Genomic DNA, 26779 nt, shown 5'->3' with positions numbered 1-26779 from the left:
GCAAAAAGAAAGGAGTCTTGAGCTAAATGATGCGCACAGTAGGACGTGTTTCCGGTTTTACCCTGATTGAACTGTTGCTGGCACTGACGGTGGCTGCATTGCTGCTTGCCGTAGCCCTGCCCAGCTATCAGTCATTGCGGCAGGAGCAGATGGTCAGGGCTGCCACGCAGGCTATCTATACCGATGTCATGTTGCTCAAATCCGAGGCGGTCAAACGCAATCAGACGCTCAATCTGCTGCTTTTCAATAGCGGCAGCAGTAACTGGTGCTACCGCGTACATATCGATGGTAGCTGCAATAGCTGTGCCGATGCTTGTTCCAGCATCGAGGGGCGAAAAGGGGTGAATGCCAGCGAATTCCCCGGTATCACCCTAGTGGCGAGTTACAGTGAGTCGGCTACCAATATCAGGCCGCTCAATATTTCTCCCCGCAGAGGTACGTTGACGGCTGGCAACATTGCCATCTCGTCCGGTAGCTACGCCATGCGAGTCGTTACCAACAATGTTGGGCGGGTTCGTACCTGTGCTGTCAGCAATGTGAGTGGGGTGCCGACATGTTGAGGCGACATGCAGGCTTCAGTCTGGTGGAGTTGATGGTCGCCATGGTGGCGGGCTTGTTACTGGTGGCTGCCGTGACGACGCTCTTCGCAACGATTCTCAGGGCAAATAGCACGGCTATGAAGGTGAGTCGACTCAATCAGGAGGTTCAGGCAATCACCGACATGATGGCCCGCGATATTGAGCGTGCAGGTTATGATGCCAGTGCTGCTACCTCGACTCGATTGGTATCTGGTGCACTCCCATCGCCCTTCTATTTCGACGCAAGCACCGACCTGATGGATCAGACCGCAACAGGTTCCAACATCTATCGCTGCATCAGGATCAGTTATGATGACAATGAAAACGGTGTGCTAAACAACAGCCCATCCAGCAGCCTGGAAACTCGGCTTTATAGTTACAGTAGCGGAGATAAGGGAGTCAAACTCACTACGGGAACCAGTCCCACTTGTAATAGCGGTAGCCTCATTTCGACCGATAACACCATAGAGATCACCCAGCTTACCTATCGCCTGCTCTCCAGTAGCCAAGTGAGCGGTGCCAGGGCAATTCAACTCAACATTTCGGGCCGCTACAAGGACAATACTGAGCTGACCTTGAACTTGCAGCGTGATATCAAGTTGCGCAATGACGGATACTGATATGAGAATCCAGTCCGGTTTTACGACGTTCACCGTCACACTGATCCTGCTGTTGATCCTGCTGGCAGTCACCCTGCTGGTGGGCAAGCTGCTGGTGGCCGATCGTCGCATCACATTGAATGAAACCCTCTATCGTCAAGTGATGGCCTTGGCAGAACAGGGGTTGTCCTATGGCTTTGGTCGACTATCTGCTGAAGGTTCATCTTGCCCCTCTTTGCTGCCCGCTTGGTCAGGGAACTCGTTTTCTCCATCAGGTGCTGGGGGGACTTATACCCTGACGGTCGAATGCATAACTCCCTTTCCCGTGGTGGCTGGGAGTACCACGCCCATCGCACCTATCCGGATTCGCTCTGTGGCCAGCCTGAGCAACAGCCAGGCGCAGGCGGCTGTCGAGGCTCGATATGTGCAAAGCAACGTGCTGGCTGGGACACCTGCCGCGCCTCTGACTGTCGCAGGGGGAATGGCGGTCGGGGGTAACTTTACCGTTGTTGCCAATCCCAATGGAGGGGGACCTGGAGTGCCGCTTTCCATCTGGACCAATGATTATGTAGATCTGAATACGGGGTCCGGCCAGACCTGCCATCAGGGTGATTACGCCGGTGGCTGCAGTGCCAATATCAGCCAACCGGGCAATAAGCAGTCGGATATCAAGGATAGCGATCCCGATTTTCCAACCGACCTGGTGTGGTATCTGTTCAATGAGAATGACGATGCCGCTGGCTGGGCCAACATAGAGTCAAGAGCCAACCAGATAGTCAATAATTGCAATGGTCTGGGGCCGACGACGACAGGGCTTGTCATTGTCAATGGCGATTGCAATCCCGGTTCCAATATTGGTACTCAATCTGCCCCTGTTGTGTTGATCATCAAGGATGGCAGCCTGACCATCAATGGCAACCGTCAACTGTATGGGCTGGTATTTGCGTACTCTTCACATCCAGCTACGGCAACCACGGATATCAAGCTCACTGGCGGGGCCATCGTGAACGGTGCCTTGGCTGCCAACTTTGAGCTGGGCAAGGCCAATGGTACCTATGATGCCAAATATGATGAGGCCGCACTGAGCAATATCAGGACAGGCGCCGCCTTCCAGACTCTTAAACAGGTGCCGGGTAGCTGGCGCGACTGGTAGAGGACAAGTAAATGAAACGGCAAAAAGGATTTGGCCTGTTTGAGATACTGGTAACCCTGGTTGTGCTGGGGGTGGGGGTGGTCGGTCTGGTGATGCTTTCGAAGTCGACCCTGACGGCCTCCCAGGATGGGCGGCGTTATGAAATTGCCATGCGACTCGCAGAATCCAAGATCGAGGAATTCCGTAACTTCAACAGTCTGGTGACGGCGACGGCCCCGCTCACTGCCTATACGGCCATTGCGAGTGGTAATACGACCAAGAGCCAGTCTGGCGACAGCTACACGTTGGCCTGGACTGTGGCCAACCAATATTGGAACGGAGCCACTTCTGCATGGCAGAACACGGCTCCTACAGGGTATTTGCTGAACTACCCTGGGCGAAAGCAGATCAATACCACAGTGAGCTGGACCAACAGCGAAGGGGTGACTACCTCGGTCGCGCTTACGGGTTATGTCTCTCCCACTGAATCATTGACCGTGGATCAGTTGAATGGGGGGTTGGATACAGCTCGGACAGGGCCGAAGATCAATTACACCCCGGGGGTTGCGCCGGACGTGATCTCAATCGATCTCGGCAACGGCAGCAGACAGGAAACCAGCAAACCTTCTCCAACAGTGGTGGCCAAAAACAACACTGTCGGCAAGGAGGTGCAGTTTGAAACAGTGACCTACCAGCCTGCAAACCAGGGAAATACCCAACAAATCCAGCAAGATATCAGCTCAGTAAGTTGCGCCTGCACTTATGGTTCCACTTTGAGTGCCTATCTGCCGGGCCAGGCCTACAGTACTGCCACCAGCCAGCTCTATTGGAAGACAGGAGCACAACAGACCAAGCAGACCGGAACAGTCAGCGGCAATAACCAGCCAGCGCTCTGCACAAGCTGCTGCAAAGATCATTTTGATGGTTCGGGAGGAAGTTTTCTCAGCTACTACGCACCGCTCAATACCAGTCGGCAGCGCTATAACAGCACCCTGTCCGTAGCGGCCAGCGGCACCTATGTGGATGCTTGCCGGTTTGTGCGACTGGATGGGTACTATCGCCCCCTCCCTGATTGGAACCTGGTCCAGGTTATTGTCACTACCTCGGATTTCTTGGCCAAGGCGGCGAATCAGGTCAGTTACCAGAATTACATCCAGTATGTGGTCAAGGCTTATATCGACTGGCAGAAACAGACCCTGAACTGGACCTCGACCCCGACGGTGAGCGCGCCTGCGATAAGTGATTTTCCCACATGGCTTCAGACTCCTGCCAACGTTGCGCCTGGTGGGGACGCCGTTACGGGGATCACGATCAATACCGGCACGCGCCAGCTGATTGCCCGTGGAATATATGTCGATGTTCTGAATCCTACCTATCTGACCGGGATAGACACCAGTATCACTGGCTATCTGGCCAAGGTGCCATTTCAGGATATCAACCTGACCATGTTGGCGGAGTGGTCCATGACACCGCTCAGTGGCCAGCTCGGGGGGGCCGTGACCGACTATGCCACAGTCAGCAATGAACCGGTCGATACCATAGTGGATCTCAATAACTATTACTTCGGCAGTTACAGCCGTGGTTACCTGGCTGCCAAGAAATCCACCAAGGACAGTAGCCAGGTGCTGCAGAGTGTGAAGGTAAAAGCCACCGTCTATCAGGGTAATTCGGGGATTACCGCTACGCTGATTTCACCAAGGGATCAGAGCCTGGCTCTCAGTACAGAGTTGGCCGTCAAGATTGACTCCGGAACTGTCACGCAGCCTCTGCTGACGGTCACAGGCAAGGTACAGTGCTTGGAGAAAACCAAGAACAATGATCCGACCCCAATCGCCTGCAAGAAAAATGTTTTCAATAACCTGTCGATGAATACCTCGACCTCCGGGGCCACTTGCCAGATAGACAAGCCGAGCAGCGACAACCAGACGGCAATCTATACTTGCACGGCTGAGCAGAACAGCACTCTGGTGGTGAACTTCTCCTACTCGGGCAACACGACCTTCTTGGTTAAGCCGAGTTCTTTGAGTATCCCCATGACTCCGCCAGCCAGCGGTCAGGTCATCAGCGGTCCCTGCACCTTGCTGGTAGACAATGGCGTCACCAATGCCGCAAACCTGACCTGCTCTCCCTAAGGTTTGCTGAGGGAGCCAAGGCGCTGGCACAGCCAGCGCCTTTTCTTTATCATTCCCCATCATTTTCGAATTCAAGATGCATCGCCATGGCAAAAGCCCTCTCTCTGATGCTTGCCCAGTTAAATCTGACGGTAGGCGCCATCGAAGATAACTGTGACAAGGTGCTGGCTGCCGCCGCAGAGGCCGACCAGCAAGGCGCCGATCTGCTGGTCTGCTCCGAGCTGGCGCTGACCGGCTATCCGCCTGAAGATCTGCTGCTGCGCAGCGATCTGATGGTCCGGGTGGAGGCGGCTCTGGCTCGTGTCGCAGCCTGGCAGGGTCGTTGCGCCATCCTGGTGGGTCACCCCTGGCGTGAGGGAGAAGCGCTCTACAATGCCGCTTCTCTCTATGAGCGGGGCAAGCTGATCGCCCGTTACTTCAAGCAGGATCTTCCCAACTACGGGGTGTTCGACGAGAAGCGCTACTTCACTGCGGCGAGCGATACCTGCGTGGTGCCGTTCCGTGGCCACCAGCTGGGCTTGCTCATCTGCGAAGACCTGTGGCAACCGGGTCCGGCGCTGGCCGCCAAGGCGGCGGGGGCCGAGCTGCTGCTCACCATCAATGCCTCCCCTTACGATCAGGAGAAACCCTGGATCCGTCGCGAGCTGATGGCCGAGCGCTGCGATCAGACCGGCTTGCCGCTGGTTTACCTCAATCAGGTCTGTGGTCAGGACGAACTGATATTCGACGGTTGCTCCAAGGTGTTCAACAGCCAGAGCGAGCTGACCCACAAGCTGGCCCCCTTTACCGAAGAGCTGGCGCTGGTGCGTTTTGTCGACGGTCAGCCGCTGAAAGAGCGGGAACCCGCCGCGCCGCTGGCGCCCCTGGCCGAGACCTATCAGGCGCTGGTGCTGGCGGTGCATGACTACGTCACAAAGAACGGTTTCCAGGGGGCCGTGCTGGGCCTCTCGGGTGGCATAGACTCCGCCCTGACGCTCGCCATCGCGGCCGATGCCATCGGCGCCGACAAGGTGCAGGCGGTGATGATGCCGTTCCGCTACACCGCCCAGATGAGCGTGGAGGATGCCAAGGAGCAGGCCGAGCGGATGGGGGTCGAGTTCAACATCATCTCCATCGAGCCCATGTTCGAGGGCTTTATGGCTCAGCTGGCGCCGCTGTTTGAAGGGACGGCCCGCGACACTACCGAAGAGAACCTGCAGGCCCGCTGCCGTGGTGTGCTCTTGATGGCGCTCTCCAACAAGCGTCGCCGTATCGTATTGACCACCGGCAACAAGAGTGAGATGGCGGTCGGCTATGCCACCCTGTATGGTGACATGGCGGGCGGCTTTGACGTGCTCAAGGACGTGCCCAAAACGCTGGTTTTCAAGCTGTGCGAATACCGCAACTCCGTCGACTATGTGATCCCGCAGCGGGTCATTGATCGTCCCCCTTCGGCAGAGCTGGCACCGGATCAGGTGGATCAGGACAGCCTGCCCCCCTACGACATTCTGGACGCCATCCTCAAGCGCTATGTGGAAGAAGATGCCTCGGTCGCCGACATGGTGGCGGAGGGCTTCGAAGAAGCCGTGGTGCGCAAGGTGATCCGTCTGGTGGATCTCAACGAGTACAAGCGCCGTCAGGCTGCCGTCGGGCCCCGTATCACGACCCGCAACTTTGGTAAGGATCGCCGCTACCCCATTACGTCCGGGTTCGGTAAACAGAACTGGTAAGGAGTCACCATGAAGAAGATTGAAGCCATCATCAAACCGTTCAAGTTGGACGATGTGCGCGAAGCCCTGGCCGAGATCGGCATCAACGGCATGACCGTATCCGAAGTCAAAGGCTTCGGGCGCCAGAAGGGCCATACCGAGCTCTATCGCGGTGCCGAGTACATGGTCGACTTCCTGCCCAAGGTAAAAGTAGAGCTGGTGGTGCAGGACGAGGATCTCGACGCCTGTCTGGAAGCGATCCAGAACACTGCCCGTACCGGCAAAATCGGTGATGGCAAGATCTTCGTCTGCGAGGTGGAGCGTGTGATCCGCATCCGCACCGGTGAAGAGAACGAAGACGCGATTTGATGTGATGGATGTGCCTCGTAACGACCAAGAGAACGAAAATGTAACCCATCCGATGCCAAGGATGCGTCTCATGGTGGCAGCCGGCCTGCTGATGGTGCTGACTGCTTGCAGTAGTCAGCCACCGGCCCAGCCGGAAAACCTGTGCCAGATCTTTCGGGAAAAACCCGAGTGGCACAAGGCGGCACTCAAGATGAACGAAAAGTGGGGGACCCCGGTACATGTGGTGATGGCCATGATGTATCAGGAGTCCTCCTTCGTGCACGATGCCCAGCCGCCGATGCAATATTTTCTCTTCATCCCGACCGGGCGTGCCAGCTCTGCTTATGGCTATGCCCAGGTCAAGGATGAGACTTGGGATGATTACCAGCGGGAGAGCGGCAACGGCTGGAGCGATCGTGACGACTTCGCCGACGCCATCGATTTCATGGGCTGGTACACTCACAAGGCGCAGCGGCTCAATGGCACTTCCAAGTGGGATGCCTACGGTCAATATCTCAATTATCACGAAGGCTGGGGTGGTTACCGGCGCGGCAGCTACCGCAGCAAGGGGTGGCTGATGAAGGTCTCTCGCAAGGTGGAGGCCCGTGCCCAACGCTACGGCGCCCAGTATCGACAATGCAAGGATCGGCTCCCCAGCGGGGGCTGGTTCTCGTAACCAATCAGGAGTCAGAAATGCCGTTATTGGACAGTTTTACCGTCGACCATACTCGCATGGCAGCCCCGGCAGTCCGGGTGGCCAAGACCATGCAGACCCCGAACAAGGACACCATTACCGTGTTCGATCTGCGCTTCTGTGTGCCGAACCAGGAGATCCTCTCCGAGCGCGGCATCCATACCCTTGAGCATCTGTTTGCCGGTTTCATGCGGGATCACTTGAACGGTAACGGGGTCGAGATCATCGACATCTCCCCCATGGGCTGCCGTACCGGCTTCTACATGAGCCTGATCGGCGCGCCGGACGAGGCCCGCGTGGGCGCGGCCTGGCAGGCCGCCATGAGCGACGTGCTGACCGTGCAGGAGCAGGGCAAAATCCCCGAGCTGAACGAATACCAGTGCGGTACCTACAGCATGCACTCCCTGGAAGAGGCCCATGCCATCGCCCGCCACGTGCTGGAGCGCGGCATCGGCGTCAACCACAACGACGAGCTGGCGCTGCCGGAAGAGAAGCTGAAAAGCCTCTGAGCAGAATGCGGAAAAATGAAAAGGCCGGTCTGTGACCGGCCTTTTCATATCTGGGGGATCAGGATGGGAGTGGCATCACCCGGTTGCGACCCAGCTCCTTGGCCTTGTAGAGCAGCTTGTCGGTGCGCTCTATCAGGGCGTCCGCCGTCTCCTGCCCATTATATTCCCCCACACCGAAGGAGGCGGTGATGTGATCGATGCGCCGGCCTGATTTGCGATCCAGCAGCGACATCCGCTCGATGACCCTGCGCAGGCTCTCCGCCATCTGGCGGGTCAGTGCCAACACCCGGCCCGGTACCAGCAGGGCAAACTCTTCCCCTCCGAGCCGATAGGCCGTGATGCCCTCCTTGCTCACTTCCCGCAGCCGCTTGCCGACGATGCGCAGCACCTGATCTCCCAGCAGATGGCCATATTCGTCGTTGAAGTTCTTGAAACGATCGATATCGGTCATGATCAGCGAGAAGGGCTGCTTGCTGCGGATCAGGCTGTCCATCTCCAGATCGAAGGCGCGACGGTTGAGCAGCGAGGTGAGAGCGTCCTCGGTGGCCATCTTGCGCGTCTCGTTCAGTGCTGCCTTGAGCTCCTTGATCTCCTTCTCGGCGCTGCTGAGCTGGTTGCGAAAGTGCAGGGTGGACATGCGCACGTCCCGCGACTCGCGTACCAGTTCCCGCAAGATGGCCATGGTGTCGTCCAGGCTCAGTCCTTCGTCATCGATGAGGTTCAACTTGTCGAAGCTTTTGTCGAGCATGGCCTGGAACTGGCCGGTATCGACCAGCGCATCCTGCATGGAGTGGCCGAGCTCATTGGCCATGGCGACCAGATTGAGCTTCATCGCCTCCATCTGTTGCTCGTCCTGGCTGGCCAGATGCTGGTGATAGAGACGCTCACAGGTGGTGAGGGAGAAGGTACCCTGCAGTTTTATCGCGTGATCGACGGCGTTATTCAGCTCGGGCATGGCGCCAGAGACATAGTTGTACCAAAGATGGTAATTGTTCGGGGTGGTGGGGATTTGATACTTGATCATCAGGGGGACCGCCTGTTTCAAATAGGCGGCCGATTGGGCGAACGAGTCCTTGCTCATGAGTTCCGAGTCTCACATACCTGCAAACTGTCGCCAGTATGACAGAGAGATTGGCCAAAAGGCAGTCGATGGATGCCATTAGCTCCCCCCTTCGATATAATGTCTGGGTTACTACCTACCCTAAGGCCTGCTTATGTCTCAAAAAGATCCTTTCCTCCAACGCGAGGCCGAAAAATACGAAAACCCCATCGCCAGTCGCGAGCTGATCCTCGAACTCATCAAGGGTCACGAAAAGCCGATGTCCCGCGAAGAGCTGGCCAAGGCACTCAAGCTGACTGACGAAGAGCCGTTGGAAGCCTTGCGCCGTCGTCTGCGCGCCATGGAGCGCGATGGGCAGTTGGTATTCACTCGCAACCAATGTTACGCCCTGCCGGATCGTCTGAATCTGGTCAAAGGGTATGTACTCGGCCATAAAGATGGTTTCGGTTTTCTGCGCCCGGAAGGTGGTGGACCGGATCTGTATCTGAACAACCGCGAGATGCAGCGCCTGATGCACGGTGACTATGCCCTGGTGCAGCCGACCGAGATCGACCGCAAGGGTCGTCAGGAAGCGCGTCTGGTGCGCCTGCTCAAGCCCCGTGAGGCAGACATCGTCGGCCGTTACTTCGTCGAGAACGGCGTGGGTTTCGTGGTGCCGGATGACAGCCGCATCGGTCAGGACATCATCATCCCGGAAGGCGAAAACAAGGGGGCTCGCCAGAGCCAGGTCGTGGTGGTGCGCATCAACCAGCGCGCCAACTCCCGCATCAACGCGGTCGGTACCGTACTGGACGTGCTGGGCGAGAACATGGCCCCGGGCATGGAGATTGAAATTGCCCTGCGTACCCACGGTATCCCGCATACCTGGCCGGAGGAGGTGACCAAGGAGGTTGCCGGTCTCGGCGAACAGGTACCGGAAAAGGCCAAAGAGGGTCGTATCGACCTGCGCGCTCTGCCGCTGGTCACCATTGACGGGGAAGATGCCCGCGACTTCGATGACGCCGTCTTCTGTGAAGCCAAGCGTGGCGGCGGCTGGCGCCTGTGGGTTGCCATTGCGGACGTCTCCGCCTATGTGAAGCCTGGCACTGCGCTGGATGCTGAAGCCTATCAGCGCGGCAACTCGGTCTATTTCCCCGAGTTCGTGGTGCCCATGCTGCCGGAGGTTCTCTCCAACGGTTTGTGCTCCCTGAATCCGCAGGTTGACCGCCTCTGCATGGTGTGTGAGATGACCATCTCCGCCGCTGGCCGCATGTCCGGCTACAAGTTCTACGAAGCGGTGATGAACTCCCATGCCCGCATGACCTACAGCAAGGTTGCGGCCATTCTGGATGGTGATCCCAAGCTGCGTCAGCAATATGACCCGCTGGTGGGCCACATCGAAGAGCTCAACAACCTCTACAAGGCGCTCAAGCACGCCCGTCACCAGCGTGGTGCGGTGGAGTTCGAGAGCGAAGAGACCCGTTTCATCTTCAACGCCCAGCGCAAGATCGACCAGATCGTGCCGCTGGTGCGCAACGATGCCCATAAGATCATCGAAGAGTGCATGATCCAGGCGAACGTGGCCGCGGCCCGTTACATCGAGAAGAACGAAGCCTCTGCTCTGTTCCGGGTGCACGACCGTCCGGGCGAAGAGCGTCTGACCGGTTTTCGTGACTTCCTGGCTGAACTGGGTCTGGAGCTCAAGGGCGGTCTCGAGCCCGAGCCGAAAGACTTTGCCGATCTGGCCGCCAAGTTTGAAGGGCGCCCGGATGCCGAGCTGCTCTCCACCATGCTGCTGCGCTCCATGCGTCAGGCCGTCTATCAGGCTGACAACATAGGTCACTTCGGTCTGGCCCTGAAGTCCTACGCCCACTTCACTTCGCCGATCCGTCGTTACCCCGACCTCATTCTGCATCGTGCCATCAAGTACCAGACTGCAAAAGAGCAGCAGGGCAACCTGCGCCACAAGTGGACTCCTAGCGGTGGTTACCACTACCAGCTGGAAGAAGTGGACCCGATGGGCGAGCACTGCTCCATGACAGAGCGCCGTGCCGACGATGCGACCCGCGACGTGGCCGACTGGCTCAAGTGCGAGTACATGCTGGATCACGTGGGTGACGAGTTCGATGGCGTGATCGCCAGCGTCACCGGCTTTGGCTTCTTCGTGCGCTTGGCGGATATCCACATCGACGGTCTGGTACACGTCAGTACCCTCACCAACGACTACTACCAGTTTGATCCCCTGCACATGCAGCTGATCGGCGAGAACTTCCGTCGTCGCTACCGTCTGGGTGACAAAGTGCGGGTCAAGGTGATGGGCGTGAACCTGGACGATCGCAAGATCGACTTCGTGATGGTGGAAGAGCCGCTCCAGGCCACCGGCAAGAACGCCAAGGAGATGGCGCGCAAGCAGGCCGAGATCAAGAAAGAGAAGGCCAAGAGCGCCCAGCGCCACGAGAAACGCAAAGAGGGCAAGGATCACGGCAAATCCGACAAAGGTGGCCGCGCCAAGCCCAGCAACAGACGACCGAGCAAAAACGCTCGCGACAAGGCCAAGAGCACTAAATGAGTACAGAACTGATCTACGGCATTCACGCTGTATCCGCGCTGCTTGAGCGCACCCCGGAGCGTTTCATCGAAGTGTGGGCCCTCAAGGGCCGCGATGACGACCGGCTGCAACCCTTGCTGACCGAGCTGGAATCTCTCGGCATCAAGGTGCAGAGCGTGAACCGCAAGACGCTCGATGACAAAGCGGAGGGCAACAATCACCAGGGCATCATGGCCAAGGTTATAGAGGCGCCCAAGCTGGCCGAGCACGACCTGGCCAGTCTGCTGGACGGCCTGGCGGTGCAAGAGGCCGCCCCCTTCCTGCTGGTGCTGGACGGGGTGACCGATCCGCACAACCTCGGTGCCTGCCTGCGCAGCGCCGATGCGGCCGGGGTCCATGCGGTGATAGTGCCGCGGGACAAGGCCACCGGCCTGACCTCCATAGTGCGCAAGGTCGCCTGTGGCGCCGCCGAAGTGGTGCCGCTCATTCAGGTCACCAATCTGGCGCGCACCCTGCGCGAGCTGCAGGAGCGCGGTGTCTGGATAGTCGGTACCGCCGGTGAGGCGGACCACGACCTCTATCAGGCCAAGCTGACCGGCCCCATGGCGCTGGTGATGGGCGCCGAGGGCAAGGGGATGCGTCGCCTGACCCGCGAACATTGCGACGAACTGGTGAGCATACCGATGGCGGGGGCGGTATCCAGCCTCAACGTCTCGGTGGCGAGCGGCGTCTGCCTGTTCGAAGCCGTGCGTCAGCGCCGCAGCTGACGCCGTGATGATGGACAGACCTCCCTTTTTCCGGGACAGGGTCACAGATGAGCAGGAGGCCAGGCGCCTCCTCTCTTTTGCCCGGCCGCTGACGCTCGCCCCTAAATCTTGCCTCTGGCACGCCGGCGACAGTCCGGATCTGCTGATCAGGGTGGAGCAGGGGTTGCTGCGGGCCAGGGTGGTGCTGGCGGATGGGCGGGAGTACATCAAGGAGTTCTATTGGGAGGGGGACGAGTTTCTCGACTTCCATCACTTGCTCAGTGGCGAACCCGCCCGCTACAGCGTGGAAGCGCTGGAACCCTGCCGCTTGCAGCTGTTCCAGCTGGCCGACCTGCGTCCGCTCTCCTGCTGGTCCGCCTGGTATCAGCACCTGCTGGAAGTGCAGCTGCGCATCAAGGAAGAAAAAGAGCTGCTGCTCTTGACCGAGAGCCCCCAGGCCCGCTATCAGCACTTCCTGGACTGCTTTCCCGCACTGGATGCCAGGGTGCCGGATCACCAGATCGCCGCCTATCTCGGCATCAGCCCCATCAGCCTGAGCCGCATTCGGAAGAGAATGCGAAATACACCCTGATCGTCGTATGGCGTATTGCAGGCATACGACGCTGTTGCCACTCGAGAATCTCCGTATGATGTGCACGGTTCGCCATGAGTCCTGGAGTGCACATATGAGAAGGTTTGTTACCCATTCTGCTTTTTATCTGTTGTGGTTGCTGACCACGGTAGGGGCGTGTGTTGGTTCGGCCACCGCACAGGCTGCCTCGTTTGATTGCGGGGTGGCCAGTACGGTCATCGAACACACGATTTGCCAACAAGATGCGCTAGGCGCACTCGACAGTCAGCTGGCCGATCGCTATGAACAGGCTCGTGATAGTGCTGATTCATCTCAAGCGGATGCGCTGCTTGCCGAACAGCGTCAGTGGCTTAAACAACGTAACGCCTGCAGTAAGATGACATCGCAACTGCCAGAGTGCTTGCGAGACAGCATGGCGCACCGTATCAAAGCGCTCGGCGAGCAGGTCGTACAACAAGACAAGGCGTTCACTGAAACAGTGCAACTGATCCAGGTCGATCCCGCCGCTGCTGCGGTCAAGCTGAATGATTACCGTAGTGCCGAGGCTTCGGCGTGGCTGCTCTATCTTCATCAGTTCGAGCCGGCGAGCGGGGTCAGCGACAAGCAGGCGCGTGCTCGCTATGCCCAGGTATTGGCCAGATTCAATGACGAATACACCGCGTCTATGGCCGCCGATTTGGGGTACGAGAAGCCCGCAACCCGTGCCAGCGCGACCTTGACCTTGCTGCGTCTAGTGCTGGAAGAGCGAGCCAATCCCGACTCACTGCGGCACTGTTTTATCTTTACACGCATCGGTTGGCCTGCATATGACGCCTTTGGCGGGCTCTGGGGATCAAGCCGAGATAACATGGCGCCTAACTGCTCTCTTCCCGATGATCTGTTCCGGCGTCCGGCCTGGCAGCGGCTTCGCCAGCTCTTCAATACACAGATGGAACGCATTTCATCCTCTTTTGGCACTATGGTTTTCGGTACCTTCGCCGATTGGCGGATAGACGAGCTGCACATCAATCTTGCCCCCGAAGATTTTATTGCTATCGATAAGGCAGGGAGGTCGACCTCGGCAGCTGAGCTACGGATACGCAACGGGGATGCGAAGGTATGGCCGGTTGCCGAGCGTGAGGTCATGCTCAAGGCGGTAGCGGAGACGCACCAGCTCACACTGACTTGGCTACAGGAAGAGAAGGGGATGTCGGTCCAAAACGCCGAGATCGCCGTGAACAACATCGTGGCAATCTGGCTTAATCAGCGCCTAGATTTCATCGAAGAGTGGGACTTGAGCGAGGATGCCTCACATTAACAATGGTTAATGAAGGAGGCTGGTGCATCGATTATGCTGCACCTTTCCCCTTACATGGAGTCGCGGATGAACTGGATCCTGAAACCCTGGTCTGCACTGACCACGAACGAGTTGTATGAGTTGCTGGCACTGCGGGCCGAGGTGTTCGTGGTGGAGCAGAGCTGCCCCTTCCAGGATCTGGACGGAGTGGATCGCCGGGACGGCGTGCTGCACCTGCTCGGTTATGAAGGCGATCATCTGGCCGCCTATGCCCGCATCATGGCCCCCGGCATCGGCGACGACAGTGGCGCCGCCATAGGCCGGGTGGTCACCTCCCCCCAGTCGAGAGGGGGTGGTCTGGGCCACAGGTTGCTCGATGAGGCGGTGACCGCCTGCACGGCCCGCTGGCCGGCGCACAGCATCTGGCTCGGCGCCCAGGCTCACCTGCAGGGGTTCTATGGCCAGCACGGCTTCGCACCGGAAGGGGAGGGCTATCTGGAGGACGATATTCCTCACGTTGGCATGCGCAAGCTGCCGGGCTGACTCTTTGTGCTGTGAAAGGGATAGGGGGCAGACATGAGCGGGCTCCCACCTTGTTGCGACACAAACGGGTATGATCCCACTCCCTTGTTGATTGGAACCCCGTCGTGACCCTCTCCATCTTCGCGGCCATCTTGCTGGCCGCCTTGCTGCACGCCCTGTGGAATGCGCTGGCCAAGCGCCAGGCCGAGGGGCGTGTCAGCGTGTTGCTGGTCTCCCTCTGTTCCGGCCTCTTCTCCCTGCCTTTCCTGCCGCTGGTGGGGTGGCCGGCCCAGGTCGAATATCCTTGGTTGGCACTCTCCATCCTGTTGCACTGCGGATATTGCCTCTTTCTCGGCCGGGCCTACCGTTTGGGGGAGTTTGGCCAGATCTATCCGCTGGCCCGTGGCAGCGCGCCCCTGGTGACCTTGCTGCTCGGCGCCTTGCTGCTGGGGGAGGTGCCCGGTTTCGTGGCTGTGGCAGGGGCCATGGTGCTGGTGGGCGGGGTCTTGCTGATGGCCTGGCGCGGCGGCATCCGGTTGGCGCCTGCCGCCCTGTGCGCCGTGCTGATCACGGCGCTGTTTACCGCCGCCTATACCCTGTCTGACGGGGTAGGGGCCCGCTCGGCGGGGGAGCCGATACGCTATACCCTCTGGCTCTTTACCCTGACGGCCCTAGTGATGCCGCTGCTGATGAGATGGCAGAGCCGCACCGCCTTGCGCAGCCTGACCCGGGCCGAGTGGTATTCGGGCGCCCTGGGCGGCGCCCTCTCGCTGCTTGCCTACGGCATCGTCATCTGGGCCATGACCCTGGCTCCCATCGGGCTGGTGGCGGCGCTGCGCGAGAGCAGCGTGCTGTTTGCCGTGCTGCTCTCCTGGCTCTGGCTGGGGGAGCGGCTGGGGCGAGTCAGGCTGATGGCGGCCCTGGTGATCCTCTGCGGCATATTGTTGATCCGGCTTGGCTGATGGGGATAAACCGGATCTGTCGCCGACTCAGGGGGTTACTTCGGAGAGCAGGCTGAACCCCTCCTCTGCGGGGGCGAGCTGTACTTTGACCTGACCCAGCTCCGCCAGAGTGCCGGCATGGGTGCCGCCGCAGGGGATGGTCAGCTCTTTTCCCTCAAGCGTGCAGTGCCAGTAGCGGGAGTCGATGATGGCCTCGCCTGCTCGCGAGCGACTGATCTCGCCACCCGCAGTCAGCCAGCTAGCGAGTTGCCGGTTGACCTTTTCTTCTATCAGCGCCAGATCCGCCAGCAGTGCCTCACTGTTGACTCCCTTCTTGCGCAGGCTTTTGCCGATGCGGTATTGCTCCCGGGAGCTCAGAGGTTCGACCCGCGAGGTCTGGATGGCGAGGCGGTCGAAATCGGGCTGATCCAGCGCATCGCGCTCGCTCACCTCCTTGCGCCAGTAAGGGACGAGTGCCCGGTTGAGGGCCAGCGCCACCAGATGGCAGCCGCTGTGACCCAGACTTAAGGAGTGGCGGGCCTCGGCATCCACCCTCAGTTCCACCTGCGTGCCGATGGCAAGCTGATGGGAGCCGGCGAGGGGATGCACCACCACGAAGGCCCAGCCCTCGGCGCCCCGCTTGACCGGAATATCCTGATCCACGAACAGCCTGCCTTCCGGGCTGATGGCCCCCATCCGGCAGGGGCCCACGGCCGCCTCGCCCCCATCCCAGCGCACAGTGCCCACATCCCCCGGTTGATCGAGCCAGAGGTGGCTCTGGGGATGGAAGGGGGTGAGGTTGGTGACCAGCAGGCTGGGTTGCCCCTGCTCGCAATAGACGACGCAGGCCTGTTCCTGATGATGGCCCAGCACGAAGCTGACTCGGGTATGTTCCATGGCAAGGCTTCCGCAACGAGAAATAGAGAAGAGAAAGCGGCAGCATACGCCAAAGCGGGGGCCGGCTCATTAACCTCTGTTAACGAGCCGGCTCGAAGATGGCGGAGTGAACACTAGATCATGGTGACCAGCAGATAGGCGTTGAGGCCGATCACCAGCGCGACGATGACGCGACCGATTGCCTGGGTCAGCGGATGGTTGCGATGCTCCCCCATCAGGGCGCGATCGCCGGTGAGCATCAGCAGCGGAATGAGTGCGAGGGCTATGCCAAAGCTCAGAATGACCTGGCTCAGAACCAGGATCTCAGTGGTGTTGAGTCCCATGGCGATCACCACGAAGGCGGGGGCCATGGTGATGGCCCGGCGCAGCCAGAGCGGTATGGTGAAGCGCACGAAGCCCTGCATCACCACCTGGCCTGCCAGAGTCCCGACTACGGTGGAGGAGATGCCGGACGCGACCAGAGAGAGCCCGAACAGGGTGGCGGCAGCCTGACCCAGCAAGGGAGTGAGTGTCTGGTAGGCCGTTTCAAGCTCCGCCACCTGCTGGTGGCCCGCGTCGTGGAAGGCCGCAGCGGCCATGGCCATCATGGCCAGGTTGACGAAGCCGGCTATGGTCATGGCGATGGCCACATCGACCCGGGTGCTGTGCAGCCGCTGGGGCACGCTGCCCTGATCCTGGGTGTGCTGGGTCAGCGCCGAGTGGAGATAGATGACGTGGGGCATCACTGTCGCCCCCAGCACGCCGGCGGCGAGATAGACGGCATCGCCGTTGGGCAGACCGGGGAAGAGGGCGCCTTCCAGCAGGCTGGGCAGATGGGGGCGGGAGAAGACCAGCTCGACTATGTAGGCGGCGGCCACGAACAGCAGCAGACCGCCCACTACGAACTCCAGCGGCTTCTGGCCGCGGGATTGCAGCATGAGAATGCCCCAGGTGACCAAGGCAGTGATGCAGGCCCCTTCCAGCAGCGTCACCCCGAACAGCAACTTGAAGCCCACCGCAGCGCCGATGAACTCGGCGAGATCCGTGGCCATGGCGATGATCTCCGCCTGCACCCAGTAGGCCCAGACTGCCGGTTTGGGTAATTTGTCCCGGATGTGCTCCGCCAGATTCTTGCCGGTGACGATGCCGAGCTTGGCGGAGAGGGTCTGCACCACCATGGCCATCAGGTTGGCCCAGACCACCACCCACAGCAGTTGATAACAAAAGGTGGAGCCGGCCTGGATGTTGGTGGCGAAGTTGCCCGGATCTATGTAGCCGATGGCGGCGATGAAGGCGGGGCCAAGCAGGGTCAGCTTGAATTTGCGGGCCGGGATGGCCGTGGTCAATGCGGGTTGCATGGTGTCACCCTCCATAAGAGCATGGAGATAGAATAGATCTAAATGATAATTGTTATCAATTGAAGTTTTACATCAGGCTCATCGACAAAAACATCTGTCGACGCCAGTTGCAGTGGGAGAGGCTATTTCGTACAATACGCCGCCCTAGAAAGCAGCGTCTAAACACCACTATGTTCCTTGCCTCCGAGGTCTGGCTGCACCTGGGCGGAGGCTGAATTAATCCGTAAGGAGCTAAAATGCGTCATTACGAAATCGTCTTCATGGTTCATCCGGACCAGAGCGAGCAAGTACCTGGCATGATCGAGCGTTACACCGGCGCTATCACCACCGCTGGTGGCACCATTCATCGCCTGGAAGATTGGGGCCGTCGTCAGCTGGCTTACCCGATCGACAAGCTGCACAAGGCTCACTATGTTCTGATGAACGTAGAAGCTGAGCAGGCCGTTATCGACGAACTGGAAACCAACTTCCGCTTCAACGATGCCGTTATCCGCAACATGATCATGCGCACCAAGCACGCCGTGACTGAAGTTTCTCCGATGGCCAAGGCCAAGGAAGAGCGCTTCACCCGTCGTGACGACGAGCGCCGCGAAGATGCTGTTGAAGCGTCTTCCGAAGAGTAATTCTTAGATCACCGCATTAGAGGATAAAGGCCATGGCACGTTATTTCCGTCGTCGTAAGTTCTGCCGCTTCACCGCCGAGAACGTTACCGAGATCGACTACAAAGATATCGTTACTCTGAAAAACTACGTCACTGAATCTGGCAAGATCGTACCGAGCCGTATCACCGGTACCCGCGCCAAGTATCAGCGTCAGCTGGCACGCGCCATCAAGCGTGCTCGTTACCTGGCTCTGCTGCCGTACACCGATCTGCACAACAAGTAAGAATCGGTCCGGCACTTAAGCCTAACTCAACTTTTATAGAGGAAAGGTAATGCAAGTTATCCTGCTCGACAAAATCGCCAAACTGGGCGGTCTGGGTGATCAAGTCGCTGTTAAAGCCGGCTACGCCCGTAACTATCTGATCCCGCAAGGCAAAGCCGTTATGGCTACCAAGGCCAACATCGAGACCTTCGATGCTCGCCGTGCTGAACTGGAAGCCAAACTGGCTGCCGGTAAAGCTGCCGCTGAAGAGCGCGCTGCCAAGCTGGGTGAACTGGCTGCCGTTGTCATCGCCTCCAAGTCTGGCGACGAAGGCAAGCTGTTCGGTTCCATCGGTACCCGTGACGTGGCTGAAGCCATCACTGCTGCCGGCGTCGCCGTTGCCAAGAGCGAAGTCCGTATGGGCAACGTTCTGCGTAACACCGGCGAGTACGAAGTTGTTGTTCAGCTGCATGCTGACGTCAAGGCAACCGTACAGATCCAGGTTGTTGCTCTGTAATAGCGATTCGCTTTGCAGAAAAAACCCGCGCACATGCGCGGGTTTTTTTCTTTTTGAATCAAGAGGGGATCAAGGGGTAGAGTGAGGTTCTGTTTCTTTGGAGGAGAACCTGTATGGCAGCCTGGGTCGAAGGTCGGGTACTCGAGCGCATCGAGTGGACGCCCACCCTGTTTTCCTTGCGCATAGCGGCGGATCTCGCCCCCTACAAGGCGGGGCAATTTACCAAGCTTGCCCTGCAACGGGGCGATCAGCGGATCCAGCGCGCCTATTCCTTCGTTAATCCCCCCTCCGCCCCCTACCACGAATTCTATCTGGTCGAGATCCCGGACGGCGAACTGACTCCCTCCCTCGGTGCCTTGCAACCGGGGGATTCCTTGCTGGTTCAGTCTCAGGCCACGGGCTTCCTGACCCTGGACGAGCTCCCGCCGGGACGGGATCTCTGGCTGCTCTCCACCGGCACGGCCATTGGCCCCTTCCTCGCCATGCTGGCTGAGGGGGAGGTCTTCGAGCGTTTCGAGAATCTGGTGCTGGTGCACGGGGTGCGCAAGGGGGAGGAGCTCACCTATCAGGGCCTGATTACCAGCCTGGTCGAGCAGTATGGACACCGTTTTCACTATGTGCCTTTCGTCAGCCGCGAACCCTGGCCCGACGCGTTGCCCGGTCGGATCCCGGCGGCCATTGCCAGCGGCGAGCTGCAGGCCAGGGTCGGGCTCGCATTCTCGGCTGAGCACAGCCAGGTGATGATCTGCGGCAATCCCGCCATGGTGAAGGAGACGCAGCAAACCCTGCTGGAGCTTGGTCTTGCCAAGAACCTGCGCCGGGCACCCGGCAACATCAGCATGGAAAATTACTGGTAGACGCCAGCAGGGGCGGTCAGCGACCTATCTTGTCACCATCGTGCTTGCAAGAGCCCTCGGTGCGGGGAATATCGCCAAGTGGCTGCCTTCCCGCTCCCTGTTCTTCCTGATGGGAGCCAGCATCTTGGGCGGGGCTGCGCCGGGCAAGAGGGGCTTCAAATGCTGCGCCGCTGTTCAGTAACCGGGCGAGCAGGTGGGAAATGGGGTTGCGCATGATGGCCTCGATGACGGCTGGAGGAGAGGCAGTCTATCGCCGCCAGCCTTAACCGGGGCGGAACAACACCTTGGCACTATGGTGATTGATCTGGTGAGGAATGGGTGGTGAACGTTCGTAAAATGACATGATTCAACTTTTTGCCAAGACCATGGAGGGGGGCTATCGAGTCTTGATGGGGGGAAGTCAACAGTCACGGAGTTTCATGAGTTCTGAACTTTGGCAATAAGTTGGCCATTGTCAGCGCGAACGCATTCAGGGGCCGGAGCCCCTGAACCATCACTTGTTTTTGCCTTTCCCGTTGCCTTTTTCTTTGTACTTCGCGTTGTCGTTGCTGTCCCAGTCGTTCTTGTCGTGGCCCTTGCCCGGGTTGTTGCCGCTGTGGATGCTACGGTTGTAGTGGTCGCGATACTTGCCATCCATGTTGTCACAGTTGAGTTTGATACTGCTGCTGCGGGTGCTGATATTCAGGCAGTTGTTCTGCCACCAGTCGTACTCCTTGTCGTCCCAATCCAGGCTGATTTGGCCCCGATCGGTGGAGATCTTGATGTCGTCGTTGTTCTTGGAAGGAGGCGCAGCAAAGGCGACGCCGTGGGCAATGAACAGAGAGAGCAGCAGAGCGGTGCGGTTGATCATGGTATTGCGCTTGGGATGTGTCATATCAGAGAGGCTCCTGTCGTGACTAGTCACTGTTCCGGGCTGGTCGGGATCTGGTTGGTGCTGGGGGGTTGGTTGCGGGGCGTCTCATCATCCAGGTTGAGCTTGACGCCCTTGCAATCGGCAGAGGCATCCTCACCGACCCCCAGATCGAGACAACTTGTCTGCGACCAGTCAAATTGCGTGTCATTCCAGTCCAGATTGAAGGTGAGCTCGTCAACGGAGAAAGCGTTATTCCCCTGCTCCTGAGCCTGGACCGATGAGATGGAGGTGCCGGCAACCAGAAGCAGGGAGAGCAGCAGCGTAGTCGTTCTGTTCATGATGTCCTCGGATAATGGCAATAGGGAGTCAGTGTAGCGCGCCGGGCTGAACCCAGGCACAACGAAATACTCCCTTCAAGTCTGAGGTCGATTGTAGCGGTTTTCTGCTGCCGATTCGTCCGTTTTGGTCGCACTATGGACAGCTGGTTATCCATATGAAGGAATTCAGGTATTTGCCCTTCTCTCCGACCGCCCGGTGACTATAATCGGCAGCCAACTTTTCCTGCACGGCATACCCTCTTCATCATGACCACACAGGCTCCCGCCGCATTGCGCTATCCCAAGGGCTGGTTTGCACTGACCACGGTGTACAGTTTTACCGGGCTGGCCATTCTGGCCTCCATCGTCTTCTCCCTGCTGCTGTTTCTCTCCATCGACGACAACCCCCTGATGAAGTGGTTGTTTGGCGGTCTGGCCATCATCTTCGAACTGGGCAAGTTCTATGTCTGGTATGAATATGGCGAGTGCAAGGCACGGCGGGATCTCGGCGGTGCCTTCTGGTCGCTGCTGTTTTACAGCGTGCTGGCTGCCATCTCCATCGGTGGCAGCATTGGCGGCATCAACAGCGCCACCAACACCATCCTGAGCCAGCAGGCGCGCCACGAGCGGGAGATCGCCCGCTTCGACGAGCAGATTGCCAGCATAGAGCGGCAGATCCAGCTCAACGAGGAGGCGGCGCGCAAGTACATTGAGATGGCGCGGATCTCCAGCGGCGTGAGCGGGCTGCAGCAGGCCAACACCAAGCTCAGGCTGAAGCAGGATGAGCTGCGCCAGGAGCGCGACGCCAAGCCTGTCAATGAGCAGTCCTCCATGCTGGGGTTGATGAGCAGCCTGGCGGACGGGGTGGGCATGAGCATCAGCCAGGTACAGTTCCTGCTGGTCTGCTTCCTCTCGGTGTTGCTGGATGCGTTCGGTGCCTTTTTCGTCAGCCTGATCGGCGAGGAGAACCGCTTCCGCCGTCAATGGCAGTGGCAACGGGCGCGGGAAGAAGCCGAGGTTCGCCAGGTCGAGTCAGCTGTCGCCGCGCCCATGGTGGTGAGCAGACCCGAGCCCGCACCGGCCGTGGTGGCCCAGGTGCGCAGCGCGCTGGAGAGCGGCGAGCTCAAGTGCAGCAAGCGCAAGGTGGCCGAGGCCCTCTCCCTGTCGCTGGAAGAGGTGGACAGGGTATTCCAGCATCTGATGGCCGAGGGTGTGCTGGGGCAGGGCAGCAACCGCCACTACCACCTCAGTGCGCAGGCGGGTTGAGATCCGGGCCACCTCAGGGTGGCCTTTTTGTTGCCGCAGGCGGCGTCAGTGGGTGAGCACCATCATCAGGCTGAAGAAGGCGGCGAGGCCGCCGCCTATGCCTATGATCCAGTAAAACCCCTTGGCACCCTGCTTGAGCGGAATGCGGAAGTAGAGCAGAAACGCCCACCACCCCAGGGCCAGCAACAGAGGAATAAGAAACATTCGAGCCATGGTGCCCTCGCTGTTATTCTGTTGACCCTTGATCAATCAACAGGATGGATTGTGCAATGACGCAGCTACAGATTACCGCATTCGGCGACCCCTCGGTACTTCGGCTCAACCCCTCCCTGGACAAGGTGCCCGCCGAGGGGGAGGTCCGGGTACGCATCTGTTTTGCGGGGGTCAACCCCATCGATGCCAAGACCCGGGCCGGCCTCGGCTGGGCGGCGGCCCAGAACAAGGACAAGCTGCCCTGGACCCCGGGCTATGACGTCTCCGGCGTGGTGGAGAAGGTCGGCCCCCATGTCGCCACTCTGGTGGAAGGGGATGCGGTGTGCGGCATGGTGGGCTTTCCCCTGACGGCCGGTGGCTATGCGGAATCTGTGGTGGTACGCGAGGACGAGCTGGTCAGGCTCGACGGGGTCAGTCTCAAGCAGGGGGCTGCGCTGCCGCTGGCGGGCCTCACCGCCTGGCAGGGGCTGTTCGAACACGGTGCCCTCAAGGGGGGGCAGCGCGTGCTGATCCTGGCCGGTGCCGGCGGTGTGGGCCATCTGGCGGTGCAGTTTGCCAGCGCTTATGGCGCCGAGGTCGTTGTGACGGCGAGTCGCGACAACCACAGCTTCCTGCACGGGCTGGGGGCCAGCCAGATGGTGGATTACCATGATGCAGACTGGGTTGCCCAGGTGGGTCAGGTCGATCTGGTGCTGGATCTGATGGGGGGCGAGAGCGGCAAGGCGGCGCTGGCCTGCGTCAAACCGGGTGGCCGCCTGGTGACTGTACCCACCATCACGGCCCAGCAGATCAAGGAGGCGGGGGCCGAGGCGGGCATAGAGGTGCTCGGCATGCTGGTCCACCCCGATCAAAAACAGCTGACCCAGGTGCTGATGCTGCTGCGTCAGGGAGATGTGCATATCACCCTCTCCGGTGAGTTCCCCCTGGCGGAAGGGGCACTGGCCCATGGCGCCATCGAGGGCGGTCATGTGCGGGGCAAGCTGCTGCTGCGCATGCCTGCCGCCGACAGCCAGCCCGGATGAACGACATTGTCGAGATGGGGCTGGGTTGGCTGTTTCTGAGCGCCTTCACCTCCGCCACCCTGCTGCCCGGCAGCTCGGAAGTGCTGCTGGGGGCCATGGCTACCCGGGGAGAGTGGAGCATGGCCAGCCTGCTGCTGTGGGCGACGCTGGGCAACACCCTGGGCTCCATGACCACCTGGTGGCTCGGCCGGCTCGCCACACACAAGAAAAAACCGGAAGATTTTCAAGGCCGTGGGGAACAAAAGGCGCTCGCCTGGCTCAAACAGCATGGTCACTGGTGCCTGCTGCTCGCCTGGACGCCAGTGATCGGCGATGGCCTCTGCCTGCTGGCCGGTTGGCTTCGCCTCTCCTTCTGGCGCTCTCTCATCCTGATCGGGCTCGGCAAATTGCTTCGTTATGCCCTGGTGTTTCTGCTGGCCAGCCAGATCTTCTAGCCCATTTTTGTCACTCACGAGGTAACCGTGAACAAACTCATTCCATTAAGCATTCTCCTGGGACTTTCCCTGCCCGTGCTGGCAGCGCCCATCCTGGTGTCCGAGCAGGTCAGGCAGGAAGGCAAGCTTGGCATTCCCTATCAGATGTACAGGCTGGACAATGGCCTGACCGTGATCCTGGCGCCGGACAAATCCGATCCCCTGGTACACCTGGATGTCACCTATCACGTGGGGTCGTCGCGGGAGACGGTCGGCAAGTCGGGTTTTGCCCACTTCTTCGAGCACATGATGTTCCAGGGCTCCAAACACGTGGGCGATCAGGAGCACATGCGGATCATCAATGAGGCCGGTGGCGAGATGAACGGCACCACCAACAAGGACAGGACCAACTATTTCGAGACGGTACCGGCCAACCAGCTGGAGAAGGTGCTCTGGCTGGAAGCGGATCGCATGGGTTTCCTGCTCGATGCGGTGAGCCAGAAGAAGTTCGAGATCCAGCGCGCCACCGTCAAGAACGAGCGGGCCCAGCGCATCGACAACCAGCCCTACGGCCTGCTCAGCGAGAAGGTGGGGGAGGCGCTCTATCCACGCACCCACCCCTACTCCTGGCAGCCCATCGGCTATGTGGAGGATCTGGACAGGGTCGATGTGAACGACCTCAAGCAGTTCTTCCTGCGCTGGTATGGCCCGAACAACGCCACGCTGACCCTGGGGGGCGACTTCGACACCAAGCAGGCGCTGGCCTGGATTGAGCAGTACTTCGGCCCCATCCCCCGTGGCCCCGAGGTGGCCGAGCCGACGCCGAAACCTGCGATCCTGCCCGAGACCCGTTATGTGACGCTGGAAGACAAGGTGCACCTGCCGCTGCTCTATATCAGCTACCCGACCGTGTCCCTTGGCGATCCGCAGGAGCCGGCGCTGGACATCTTTGCCGACGTGCTCGGTGGCTCCGCCAGCTCCATGCTCTATCAGTCCCTGGTCAAGACCGGCAAGGCCATCGAGGTGGGGGCCTCCCACTCCTGCGAAGAGCTGGCCTGTACCCTGGCGGTCTATGCCTATCCGAACCCGGCGGTGGATGGCAGCCTCAAGACCCTCAAGGGGGAGGTGGACAAGGTGATCGGCGAATTTGCCCAACGCGGCATCAAGCCCGCGGATCTGGAGAAGGCCATCAGCAGCTACCGTGCCTCCGCCATCTGGGGGCTGGACAGCATCGAGGGCAAGGTGAGCCAGCTCGCCATGGGTCAGGTGCTAACCCGGGATCCCAACTATGTGTTCAAGAACCTGGATGCCATCAGCCAGGTGAATGCCCAGCAGGTCAAGGCAGCCTACGACAAGTTCATCGCGAACAGGCACTCCGTGGTGCTGAGCGTGGTGCCCAAGGGCAAGACCCAGTGGCAGGCGGGCACACCGAACTTCACCCCGGCCAAGCGCGAGCTGCCGGATTACAGCCAGCATGGGGAGCCGCTGGTCCAGCAATCGATCAAGGACAGCTTCGATCGCAGCGTGCAGCCCAAGACGGCAGAGGCGGTCAGCGTCAAGGTGCCCGCCATCTGGCATGGCAAGCTGGACAAGGGCATCGAGATCATCGGTACCCGAAGTGACGAGATCCCGGCCGTCTCCATCATGATCGCCCTGCCGGGGGGCATCCGGGCCGAGGGCAAGGGCGAGCTGGGGCTGGCCAGCCTCACCGCCGCCATGCTGGGGCAGGGAACGGCGCGCCTCTCCGAGGCCGAGCTCAGCGACGAGTTGCAAAAGCTCGGCGCCAGCATCAGCGTCTCGACCGCCCAGTACAACAATCTCATCACCATCAGCAGCCTGACCGACAAGCTGCCCCAGACGCTGGCACTGGTGCGCGAGGTGTTGCTGCAACCCGGTCTGCGGGAGGCGGACTTCGAGCGGCTCAAGGCTCAGACGCTGCAAGGGATGAAACAGAGCGAACAGCAGCCCGAGTGGCTGGCGGGGCAGGCGTTCCGGGAGTTGGTGTACGGCAAGCAGAATCGCCTCGGCCAGCCGACCGACGGGGTGCTGACCGACGTCGAGAAGCTGACCCTGGCGGACGTGAAGCGCTTCTATCATGCCTACTACAACCCGACCAATGCCAAGGTGGTGGTGACCGGGGACGTGACCCAGCAGCAGGTGGAACAGCAGTTGGGCTTCCTCACCGAGTGGCAGGGGGCGGCCCCGACCCTGGGGGATCTCAAGCTCAAGGGGGAGCAGGCCAAGGCGGGCATCTACCTGGTGGACAAGCCGGGGACGCCCCAGTCGGTGATCCGCATCGGTCGCCGTGCCATGCCGTTTGACACCACGGGGGAGTACTTCGTCGCCAACCTGATGAACTTCAACCTGGGGGGCAACTTCAACAGCCGCATCAACCTCAACCTGCGGGAAGACAAGGGCTACACCTATGGCGCCAGCTCGGGCTTCCAGGCGAACCGCGAGGCCGGCATCTTCGCCACCGGCGCCAACGTGCGCATCGACGCCACCGCGGATGCCATCCGTCAGTTCCTCAAGGAGATGGACGGCTACCGTGCGAGCGGGCCCACCCCGGTGGAGCTGGCCTACATGCGCAGCGCCGTCTCCCAGCAGGATGCGCTCTCCTACGAGACCCTGGGCCAGAAGGCGGGCTTCCTGCTGCAGATGATCATGTATGACCTGAAGCCGGACTATGTGCAGGCCCAGAATCAGCTGATCAAAACGGTGTCACCCGAGACGCTAAAAGCCAGTGCGGCCCGTTGGCTGGACCCGGCCGACATGGTGATTGTGGTGGTGGGGGACAAGCAAAAGCTTGAAAAACCCTTGAGCGAGCTTCATCTTCCCATCTATCCACTGCAATTGCCTTGAGGGGCGTTGCATAAAA

General features: G+C 59.9%; 29 protein-coding genes. 22 read left to right on the top strand and 7 right to left on the bottom strand.

Annotated features, from left to right (window positions below; genetic code table 11):
* The first annotated feature begins 26 nt into the window (after positions 1 to 26).
* From PG898_RS06855 to luxS, 8 genes are all read left to right on the top strand, one after another.
* Positions 27 to 560, top strand: a complete 534-nt coding sequence (locus PG898_RS06855) for a GspH/FimT family pseudopilin (protein WP_043131480.1) — start codon at positions 27 to 29, stop codon at positions 558 to 560.
* Positions 554 to 1198 carry a PilW family protein gene (locus PG898_RS06850; protein WP_270823652.1) on the top strand — a complete coding sequence of 215 codons (645 nt, stop codon included), beginning with the start codon at positions 554 to 556 and terminating at the stop codon, positions 1196 to 1198. The genes PG898_RS06855 and PG898_RS06850 overlap by 7 nt, the downstream gene beginning before the upstream one ends.
* A gap of 1 nt (position 1199) precedes the next feature.
* Complete coding sequence (locus tag PG898_RS06845; RefSeq protein WP_042648820.1) at positions 1200 to 2330, top strand: PilX N-terminal domain-containing pilus assembly protein; 1131 nt, start codon at positions 1200 to 1202, stop codon at positions 2328 to 2330.
* 11 nt (positions 2331 to 2341) lie between these two features.
* Complete coding sequence (locus PG898_RS06840) at positions 2342 to 4441, top strand: prepilin-type N-terminal cleavage/methylation domain-containing protein (RefSeq protein WP_042648819.1); 2100 nt, start codon at positions 2342 to 2344, stop codon at positions 4439 to 4441.
* An 86-nt stretch (positions 4442 to 4527) separates the two neighbouring features.
* Positions 4528 to 6150, top strand: coding sequence for an NAD+ synthase (locus tag PG898_RS06835; protein WP_270823653.1), 1623 nt, complete (start codon positions 4528 to 4530; stop codon positions 6148 to 6150).
* Between the two features lie 9 nt (positions 6151 to 6159).
* Positions 6160 to 6498, top strand: a complete 339-nt coding sequence (glnB, locus tag PG898_RS06830) for a nitrogen regulatory protein P-II (RefSeq protein WP_005308848.1) — start codon at positions 6160 to 6162, stop codon at positions 6496 to 6498.
* Between the two features lie 61 nt (positions 6499 to 6559).
* The gene (locus PG898_RS06825) at positions 6560 to 7153 is read left to right on the top strand and encodes a transglycosylase SLT domain-containing protein (RefSeq protein ID WP_139751230.1); all 594 of its coding nucleotides are present in this window, start codon (positions 6560 to 6562) and stop codon (positions 7151 to 7153) included.
* 17 nt (positions 7154 to 7170) lie between these two features.
* Entirely contained in the window at positions 7171 to 7680 is a 510-nt protein-coding gene (gene luxS / locus PG898_RS06820) for an S-ribosylhomocysteine lyase (protein ID WP_017782209.1), read from the top strand.
* Positions 7681 to 7738: 58 nt separating this feature from the next.
* Here luxS and PG898_RS06815 read toward each other — a convergent pair whose 3' ends face one another.
* Positions 7739 to 8761, bottom strand: coding sequence for a GGDEF domain-containing protein (locus tag PG898_RS06815; protein ID WP_042648816.1), 1023 nt, complete (start codon positions 8759 to 8761; stop codon positions 7739 to 7741).
* A gap of 133 nt (positions 8762 to 8894) precedes the next feature.
* On the opposite strand from PG898_RS06815, the gene rnr reads away from it, so the two are divergent.
* The 6 genes from rnr (at position 8895) to PG898_RS06785 (ending at position 15365) form a co-directional block, all read left to right on the top strand.
* On the top strand, positions 8895 to 11288 hold the full coding sequence (rnr, locus tag PG898_RS06810; RefSeq protein ID WP_270823654.1) for a ribonuclease R: 2394 nt from the start codon (positions 8895 to 8897) through the stop codon (positions 11286 to 11288).
* The gene (gene rlmB / locus PG898_RS06805; RefSeq protein ID WP_218410790.1) at positions 11285 to 12034 is read left to right on the top strand and encodes a 23S rRNA (guanosine(2251)-2'-O)-methyltransferase RlmB; all 750 of its coding nucleotides are present in this window, start codon (positions 11285 to 11287) and stop codon (positions 12032 to 12034) included. The genes rnr and rlmB overlap by 4 nt, the downstream gene beginning before the upstream one ends.
* A gap of 10 nt (positions 12035 to 12044) precedes the next feature.
* The gene (locus tag PG898_RS06800) at positions 12045 to 12605 is read left to right on the top strand and encodes a Crp/Fnr family transcriptional regulator (RefSeq protein ID WP_270823690.1); all 561 of its coding nucleotides are present in this window, start codon (positions 12045 to 12047) and stop codon (positions 12603 to 12605) included.
* Positions 12606 to 12699: 94 nt separating this feature from the next.
* The gene (locus tag PG898_RS06795; protein ID WP_270823655.1) at positions 12700 to 13902 is read left to right on the top strand and encodes a lysozyme inhibitor LprI family protein; all 1203 of its coding nucleotides are present in this window, start codon (positions 12700 to 12702) and stop codon (positions 13900 to 13902) included.
* Positions 13903 to 13968: 66 nt separating this feature from the next.
* Complete coding sequence (locus PG898_RS06790; protein ID WP_270823657.1) at positions 13969 to 14424, top strand: GNAT family N-acetyltransferase; 456 nt, start codon at positions 13969 to 13971, stop codon at positions 14422 to 14424.
* Between the two features lie 104 nt (positions 14425 to 14528).
* Positions 14529 to 15365, top strand: coding sequence for a DMT family transporter (locus PG898_RS06785; protein ID WP_270823658.1), 837 nt, complete (start codon positions 14529 to 14531; stop codon positions 15363 to 15365).
* Between the two features lie 27 nt (positions 15366 to 15392).
* Here the strand turns inward: PG898_RS06785 and PG898_RS06780 are convergent, their stop codons facing one another.
* Both PG898_RS06780 and PG898_RS06775 read right to left on the bottom strand, forming a co-directional pair.
* Entirely contained in the window at positions 15393 to 16241 is an 849-nt protein-coding gene (locus PG898_RS06780) for a hypothetical protein (protein WP_270823659.1), read from the bottom strand.
* A gap of 113 nt (positions 16242 to 16354) precedes the next feature.
* Positions 16355 to 17578: an Nramp family divalent metal transporter gene (locus tag PG898_RS06775; RefSeq protein WP_270823661.1), complete on the bottom strand. Its 1224-nt coding sequence runs from the start codon at positions 17576 to 17578 to the stop codon at positions 16355 to 16357.
* A gap of 236 nt (positions 17579 to 17814) precedes the next feature.
* On the opposite strand from PG898_RS06775, the gene rpsF reads away from it, so the two are divergent.
* The 4 genes from rpsF (at position 17815) to PG898_RS06755 (ending at position 19817) form a co-directional block, all read left to right on the top strand.
* A complete protein-coding gene (rpsF, locus tag PG898_RS06770) occupies positions 17815 to 18201 on the top strand; it encodes a 30S ribosomal protein S6 (protein WP_005331771.1) in 387 nt (128 codons plus the stop codon).
* A gap of 32 nt (positions 18202 to 18233) precedes the next feature.
* Positions 18234 to 18464 (top strand): 30S ribosomal protein S18, encoded by a 231-nt coding sequence (gene rpsR, locus PG898_RS06765; RefSeq protein WP_005313392.1) that lies wholly within the window; start codon positions 18234 to 18236, stop codon positions 18462 to 18464.
* A 49-nt stretch (positions 18465 to 18513) separates the two neighbouring features.
* Positions 18514 to 18960, top strand: coding sequence for a 50S ribosomal protein L9 (gene rplI / locus PG898_RS06760; protein WP_005331773.1), 447 nt, complete (start codon positions 18514 to 18516; stop codon positions 18958 to 18960).
* 113 nt (positions 18961 to 19073) lie between these two features.
* Positions 19074 to 19817: a ferredoxin--NADP reductase gene (locus tag PG898_RS06755; RefSeq protein WP_171272636.1), complete on the top strand. Its 744-nt coding sequence runs from the start codon at positions 19074 to 19076 to the stop codon at positions 19815 to 19817.
* Between the two features lie 16 nt (positions 19818 to 19833).
* Here the strand turns inward: PG898_RS06755 and PG898_RS06750 are convergent, their stop codons facing one another.
* The 3 genes from PG898_RS06750 to PG898_RS06740 all read right to left on the bottom strand — a co-directional run bounded on the left by PG898_RS06750 (position 19834) and on the right by PG898_RS06740 (position 21008).
* Positions 19834 to 20031 carry a hypothetical protein gene (locus PG898_RS06750; RefSeq protein WP_270823662.1) on the bottom strand — a complete coding sequence of 66 codons (198 nt, stop codon included), beginning with the start codon at positions 20029 to 20031 and terminating at the stop codon, positions 19834 to 19836.
* Positions 20032 to 20310: 279 nt separating this feature from the next.
* Complete coding sequence (locus PG898_RS06745) at positions 20311 to 20691, bottom strand: hypothetical protein (RefSeq protein ID WP_270823663.1); 381 nt, start codon at positions 20689 to 20691, stop codon at positions 20311 to 20313.
* A gap of 26 nt (positions 20692 to 20717) precedes the next feature.
* Positions 20718 to 21008 (bottom strand): hypothetical protein, encoded by a 291-nt coding sequence (locus PG898_RS06740; RefSeq protein WP_270823664.1) that lies wholly within the window; start codon positions 21006 to 21008, stop codon positions 20718 to 20720.
* Positions 21009 to 21254: 246 nt separating this feature from the next.
* Between PG898_RS06740 and PG898_RS06735 the strand changes: the two genes are divergently transcribed.
* Positions 21255 to 22253 carry a Preprotein translocase subunit SecY gene (locus tag PG898_RS06735; protein ID WP_270823666.1) on the top strand — a complete coding sequence of 333 codons (999 nt, stop codon included), beginning with the start codon at positions 21255 to 21257 and terminating at the stop codon, positions 22251 to 22253.
* Between the two features lie 45 nt (positions 22254 to 22298).
* Here PG898_RS06735 and PG898_RS06730 read toward each other — a convergent pair whose 3' ends face one another.
* On the bottom strand, positions 22299 to 22466 hold the full coding sequence (locus PG898_RS06730; protein WP_162472074.1) for a hypothetical protein: 168 nt from the start codon (positions 22464 to 22466) through the stop codon (positions 22299 to 22301).
* Between the two features lie 56 nt (positions 22467 to 22522).
* On the opposite strand from PG898_RS06730, the gene PG898_RS06725 reads away from it, so the two are divergent.
* From PG898_RS06725 to PG898_RS06715, 3 genes are read left to right on the top strand one after another with little or no spacing between them, the layout of a single operon-like run.
* On the top strand, positions 22523 to 23488 hold the full coding sequence (locus tag PG898_RS06725) for an NADP-dependent oxidoreductase (protein ID WP_270823668.1): 966 nt from the start codon (positions 22523 to 22525) through the stop codon (positions 23486 to 23488).
* Positions 23485 to 23922 carry a YqaA family protein gene (locus PG898_RS06720; RefSeq protein WP_270823670.1) on the top strand — a complete coding sequence of 146 codons (438 nt, stop codon included), beginning with the start codon at positions 23485 to 23487 and terminating at the stop codon, positions 23920 to 23922. Before PG898_RS06725 ends, PG898_RS06720 begins: the two co-directional genes overlap by 4 nt.
* A gap of 27 nt (positions 23923 to 23949) precedes the next feature.
* Positions 23950 to 26763 (top strand): M16 family metallopeptidase, encoded by a 2814-nt coding sequence (locus PG898_RS06715; RefSeq protein ID WP_270823671.1) that lies wholly within the window; start codon positions 23950 to 23952, stop codon positions 26761 to 26763.
* Positions 26764 to 26779: the final 16 nt, after the last annotated feature.

This window comes from Aeromonas sp. QDB31 (assembly GCF_027707605.1).
GTDB classification, from domain to species: Bacteria; Pseudomonadota; Gammaproteobacteria; order Enterobacterales; family Aeromonadaceae; genus Aeromonas; species Aeromonas media.
Note: the sequence above shows the minus strand (reverse complement) of the source record. Positions and strands in the feature narration are given on the sequence as shown.

Coding starts and splice junctions, on each gene's coding strand:
- PG898_RS06855 (WP_043131480.1), top strand. CDS start 27: ATGATGCGCACAGTAGGACGTGTTTCCGGTTTTACCCTGATTGAACTG.
- PG898_RS06850 (WP_270823652.1), top strand. CDS start 554: ATGTTGAGGCGACATGCAGGCTTCAGTCTGGTGGAGTTGATGGTCGCC.
- PG898_RS06845 (WP_042648820.1), top strand. CDS start 1,200: ATGAGAATCCAGTCCGGTTTTACGACGTTCACCGTCACACTGATCCTG.
- PG898_RS06840 (WP_042648819.1), top strand. CDS start 2,342: ATGAAACGGCAAAAAGGATTTGGCCTGTTTGAGATACTGGTAACCCTG.
- PG898_RS06835 (WP_270823653.1), top strand. CDS start 4,528: ATGGCAAAAGCCCTCTCTCTGATGCTTGCCCAGTTAAATCTGACGGTA.
- glnB (WP_005308848.1), top strand. CDS start 6,160: ATGAAGAAGATTGAAGCCATCATCAAACCGTTCAAGTTGGACGATGTG.
- PG898_RS06825 (WP_139751230.1), top strand. CDS start 6,560: ATGCGTCTCATGGTGGCAGCCGGCCTGCTGATGGTGCTGACTGCTTGC.
- luxS (WP_017782209.1), top strand. CDS start 7,171: ATGCCGTTATTGGACAGTTTTACCGTCGACCATACTCGCATGGCAGCC.
- PG898_RS06815 (WP_042648816.1), bottom strand. CDS start 8,761: ATGAGCAAGGACTCGTTCGCCCAATCGGCCGCCTATTTGAAACAGGCG.
- rnr (WP_270823654.1), top strand. CDS start 8,895: ATGTCTCAAAAAGATCCTTTCCTCCAACGCGAGGCCGAAAAATACGAA.
- rlmB (WP_218410790.1), top strand. CDS start 11,285: ATGAGTACAGAACTGATCTACGGCATTCACGCTGTATCCGCGCTGCTT.
- PG898_RS06800 (WP_270823690.1), top strand. CDS start 12,045: ATGGACAGACCTCCCTTTTTCCGGGACAGGGTCACAGATGAGCAGGAG.
- PG898_RS06795 (WP_270823655.1), top strand. CDS start 12,700: ATGAGAAGGTTTGTTACCCATTCTGCTTTTTATCTGTTGTGGTTGCTG.
- PG898_RS06790 (WP_270823657.1), top strand. CDS start 13,969: ATGAACTGGATCCTGAAACCCTGGTCTGCACTGACCACGAACGAGTTG.
- PG898_RS06780 (WP_270823659.1), bottom strand. CDS start 16,241: ATGGAACATACCCGAGTCAGCTTCGTGCTGGGCCATCATCAGGAACAG.
- PG898_RS06775 (WP_270823661.1), bottom strand. CDS start 17,578: ATGCAACCCGCATTGACCACGGCCATCCCGGCCCGCAAATTCAAGCTG.
- rpsF (WP_005331771.1), top strand. CDS start 17,815: ATGCGTCATTACGAAATCGTCTTCATGGTTCATCCGGACCAGAGCGAG.
- rpsR (WP_005313392.1), top strand. CDS start 18,234: ATGGCACGTTATTTCCGTCGTCGTAAGTTCTGCCGCTTCACCGCCGAG.
- rplI (WP_005331773.1), top strand. CDS start 18,514: ATGCAAGTTATCCTGCTCGACAAAATCGCCAAACTGGGCGGTCTGGGT.
- PG898_RS06755 (WP_171272636.1), top strand. CDS start 19,074: ATGGCAGCCTGGGTCGAAGGTCGGGTACTCGAGCGCATCGAGTGGACG.
- PG898_RS06750 (WP_270823662.1), bottom strand. CDS start 20,031: ATGCGCAACCCCATTTCCCACCTGCTCGCCCGGTTACTGAACAGCGGC.
- PG898_RS06745 (WP_270823663.1), bottom strand. CDS start 20,691: ATGACACATCCCAAGCGCAATACCATGATCAACCGCACCGCTCTGCTG.
- PG898_RS06740 (WP_270823664.1), bottom strand. CDS start 21,008: ATGAACAGAACGACTACGCTGCTGCTCTCCCTGCTTCTGGTTGCCGGC.
- PG898_RS06735 (WP_270823666.1), top strand. CDS start 21,255: ATGACCACACAGGCTCCCGCCGCATTGCGCTATCCCAAGGGCTGGTTT.
- PG898_RS06730 (WP_162472074.1), bottom strand. CDS start 22,466: ATGGCTCGAATGTTTCTTATTCCTCTGTTGCTGGCCCTGGGGTGGTGG.
- PG898_RS06725 (WP_270823668.1), top strand. CDS start 22,523: ATGACGCAGCTACAGATTACCGCATTCGGCGACCCCTCGGTACTTCGG.
- PG898_RS06720 (WP_270823670.1), top strand. CDS start 23,485: ATGAACGACATTGTCGAGATGGGGCTGGGTTGGCTGTTTCTGAGCGCC.